Below are 4,198 nucleotides of genomic sequence, written 5' to 3' on the forward strand. Positions count from 1 at the left end.
GGCCGCGCAGATACACATCGGTGCGCGCATTGATGAACAGCGATCGTCCGCCCAGCGCCGAACGGATGGCGGTGATCTTGCCCACCAGCGCCGCAGGGCTGCCGGCACCGTCTTCGATGTTGATCCCTACTGCACCCGCCTCCACCAGGCGCAGCACCCGCTCAGCGACCGCATCGGGGACATCGCTGTAACCGTCCTCGATATCGACCGTGACCGGCAGCGAGGTCACACCAACAATTTCTGAAACCCGCTGCAGCAGCGCGGTATCCGGCAGCGCACCGCCATCGGCATAACCGCAGGACCACGCCATGGCAGCACTCGATGTTCCCACCGCGACAGCTCCCAGCTGCTGGACCAGGCGGGCGCCACCGGCATCCCATACGTTGGGCAGCACATAAAGACCAGCGCGTTGATGGAGTTGAACGAAGTTCTGGTGAACGTTGGACATGGAACCTCCTGATGACGGGGACCCGCAGTCTGCGTCCGGACCGGTTTCCGGGCTCGCCATGTTCGGACATCAATGGTCCGGACCTCGCGCACAATGTGCCCGCCACCACGATGACAGTCATTCATGACACGTCGCCACAGACAGGGGCTGGGACGCGCGCTGGCAGTGGCCCGCTTGCATCAGGCTGAAGCAGACCCATCCATCCAGCGCATTACGCTCAGCACCAGCCAGCACACGCAGGGCTTCTATGCCGGCCTCGGCTTCCAGGTGGTACGCGTGGTAGCCGATGGCCACGGCGCCGGAATCGACGCCGTGGAGATGCAGCGCGTGCTGTAACCCGGCTCTCGACGGATCCACGCATGGCGTGGATCCGTCGAAGACACGCGCTGGCTCAGAACCCGACGCGCAGGTTCAACTGGCCRCCGATATCGTTGCGACCGTCGCCATGCTGGCCCTGCACGAACAGCGACAGCTGGCTGCTGCGYCCCAGGCCGACGGCCACACCGACCTGGCTGACCAGTGCGTTGCGCGCCATCACGGCACTGTAGGCATCGAACGCATTGCCACCGACGGCGAAGCTCTGCCGGCTGGCCACGTCGGTGTCACCGGACGCATGCTGCCAGCCCAGCCCAACCGTCAGCTGTGCCGGATAGCGCTCGCCGCTGCCCACATCCCAGCGGCCGCGTAYGCCGACGGTGCTGACATTGAGCGTGTCCTTGCCGCCCTCCAGTACCAGCGCCGCGCTGCCGCCCTGCTCCACCGCGCGATCGCTGTCCACCCAGTGTTTGGTGAACTGCACATACGGTTGCAGTTGCGTCCTGCCATGGGTCCAGGTCCAGCTGCCTTCGATCTGGGCGATGGTGACATCCGAATCCTGGCGGCTGTGCAGCGTCTGTGCCAGCAGCGGCACTTCACGCGTGGTGCGCGTGCGGTAATCGCCGCGCGACACACTGCCACCGATCGCAAATCCGTTGTTCCACTCGCCCTGCGCATACAGTCCATAGGTGTTGCCACGCAGGCGTGCACGCGACTGGCGATCGTACAGCCGCGTATCCAGCCGCTCGCTGCCCGCCGCCGCCCCCAGCACCACATGCTCGCCGAGCTTCCAATCGACGCCGGCCATCAGTGCATTGCGGTTGGCACGGATCTCGTCACCGTTGCCATCGCCGTCCTGCTTGAACACCTTGCCGCTACCCGCCAGCCATGCCGAAGCACGCTCGCCACGCACCGTCGGCAGCTCGCTGCCAAGACGCTGGCGGATGCCCTCTTCCAGGTAGTTGTCGTACAGCAGCACTGCACGGCTGGCCGCATGCACTTCACCGGAGAGCTGGTTGAACGCGTTGCGCGCGGTGGCGGTGTCGTAGGCCAGCAGCGTGTTGTACAGGCCCAGCGCCGCGCCGGTCTGCGGCAGGCTGTCCAGCGCCGATGCCACGCCCAGCTGGTTGCGGGTCTGCGCAGCCGTGACGAAGGCCGCTGTCTGCTTCACATCGATCTTCAGCTGCGCGGCATTCGCTGTGTAGACCGGGGTCAGTGAGAGGAACGCCGAGGTGGTGGTGGGCGGCACGAACTGCCCGCTGACGCCGCCGCCTGCGTTGATGATCGTGTACTGCTGGCCCTGCTGGTAGCTGGTGTTCGGGTCGATGGCATTGACCACCACCGATGCTCCGCCGATGTTCGCGCTGCCGCCTACCTGCACCACATCACTGCCGGTGGCGCCCAGATCGACCGACAGCGTGCTGCCCGGTGCCAGGTTCAGGTTGCCGCCCACGGTGATCGCGCCCGTACCGTTGCCGCCACTGCTGCCATTGCCCGGGCCGTTGCCCGGCGACAGCACACCGCCGCTGCTCACGGTGACGCCGCCAGCGCTGCCGCCGATGGTGCCGGTACCCGACAACGTGGTGCCGCTGCCGATGGTCCATTGGCCACCGACGGTGCCGGTGACATTCAGGCCACCACCGGTGACCTGACCGGTACCGGTGAATCCGCCACTGTTGCCGCCCAGGTTGAGCAGGCCAGGGCCGGCCTGCACGATGCTGCCCGCGCCACTGATGCTGCCACCCAGCGTGGTGGTGCTGCCGGTGTTGACCACCAGGCCACCGTTGTTGGTGATGTTGCCGGTGACCGTGCCGCTGGCGCCGCCGTTGCCGATCTGCACGGTACCGCCGGTGTTGATCGTGGTGCCACCGGTATAGGTGTTGTTGCCGGTAAGGACCAGCGTGCCGCTGCCGGCCTGGGTCAACCCGCCGCTGCCACTGACCACGCCACCAAGCGTGGCATTGCCGCCGACGTTGAACACCAGGCTGCCGTTGTTGCTGACGTTGCCGGTGATCGCACCCGTGGCGCCACCATTGCCCACCTGCAGCGTACCGCCGGTGTTGATGGTGGTACCGCCGGTATAGGTRTTGTTGCCGGTCAGGGTCAGCGTGCCGGCACCGGCCTGGGTCAGACCGCCGCTGCCGCTGACCACGCCCGCGAGCGTAGTGTTGCCACCCACGTTGAACACCAGGCTGCCGTTGTTGCCGACGTCGCCGATGATCGACCCCGTTGCACCACCATTGCCCACCTGCAGGGTGCCACCGGTATTGATGGTGGTGCCGCCGGTATAGGTATTGTTGCCGGTCAGCGTCAGCGTGCCGCTGCCGGCCTGGGTCAGGCCACCGCTGCCGCTGACGGTGCCACCGAGTGTCGTGTTGCCCAACAGGTTGACCACCAGCGCGCCGTTGTTGGTCACGTCGCCGACGATCGCACCGGTCGCGCCGCCATTGCCGATCTGCAAGGTGCTGCCACCGTTGATGGTGGTTCCACCGGTGTAGGTGTTGTTGCCGGTCAGGGTCAACGTGCCGGTGCCAGTCTGCACCAGGCCACCGCTGCCACCGATGGTGCCACCGAAGGTGGTGCTGGCATTGCTGCCGCCGGTGGTCAGGGTGGAACCGCCGAGCACCACGTTGCCGCTGGCAACACCGGCCAGGCCACCAATGGCCTGGTTGCCGGCCGCACTGATGTCCAGCGTTCCGGCGCCGGCCAGGTTCACCGTGCTGGCCGAGGACAGGCTGCCACCGGCGGCGACCGCCAGGGTGCCGCTGTTGATCGTCGTGGTGCCGGTGTAGCTGCTGGCGCCGCCCAGGGTCACCGTCGCCGCACCATCCTTGAGCAGGCTGCCACTGCCGGCGATGTCACCGTCCAGCGTCAGCGGCGTGCCCCCCAGCAGGGTCAACGTGCCGCTTGCCAGCTGCATGTTGTTGGCCAGGGTCAGCGGCACACTGCCGTCCAGCGTGGCGTCACCGCCTACGGTCAGCGTGCCGGTGCCCAGGGCACCACTGCTGCCCAGCGACAGACCACCGGCATTGAGCGCCACTCCGCCACCGAAGGTGTTGCTGCCGGTCAGGCCGAGCACGCCGGCACCGTTCTTGACCAGGCCACCGGCGCCACTGATGTCCCCGGCAAAGGTGCTGTTGCCCGCTGCGTTGGTGGTCAGTGTGTTGCCGCCAAGGCTGATCGTGCTGCCGGCGACGCCGGACAATGTACCGATGGCCTGGTTGCCACCGCTGGAGATGTCAAAACCTGTACCGGCGTTGGCCAGGTTCACTGCGCCGGTTGCGGCCAGGCTGCCACCGGCGCCGATCGCCAGCGTGCCGGCGTTGATGGTGGTGCCGCCCGTGAAAGTGTTGGTGCCGGTCAATGTTTCGGTACCGGTGCCCTCCTTGATCAGTCCACCGGTGCCGCCGATCGAACCACTGAACACACCATTGG

2 protein-coding genes and 1 pseudogene are annotated in these 4,198 nt (G+C 66.9%); 1 reads left to right on the plus strand and 2 read right to left on the minus strand.

Annotated elements, in window-relative coordinates:
- Positions 1-448 (minus strand): isocitrate lyase/PEP mutase family protein (locus AC1VAN_RS14570; protein WP_480986061.1); only part of this gene is annotated, 448 nt, incomplete at its 3' end.
- Between the two features lie 135 nt (positions 449-583).
- Between AC1VAN_RS14570 and AC1VAN_RS14575 the strand changes: the two are divergent.
- Positions 584-784: pseudogene (locus AC1VAN_RS14575) on the plus strand (GNAT family N-acetyltransferase); the annotation flags it as partial.
- Between the two features lie 55 nt (positions 785-839).
- Here the strand turns inward: AC1VAN_RS14575 and AC1VAN_RS14580 are convergent.
- Positions 840-4,198, minus strand: a 3,359-nt coding sequence (locus AC1VAN_RS14580; protein ID WP_480986062.1) for an autotransporter-associated beta strand repeat-containing protein, incomplete at its 5' end; no start/stop codon positions are given.

This window comes from Stenotrophomonas sp. 05L44_2 (assembly GCF_056665995.1).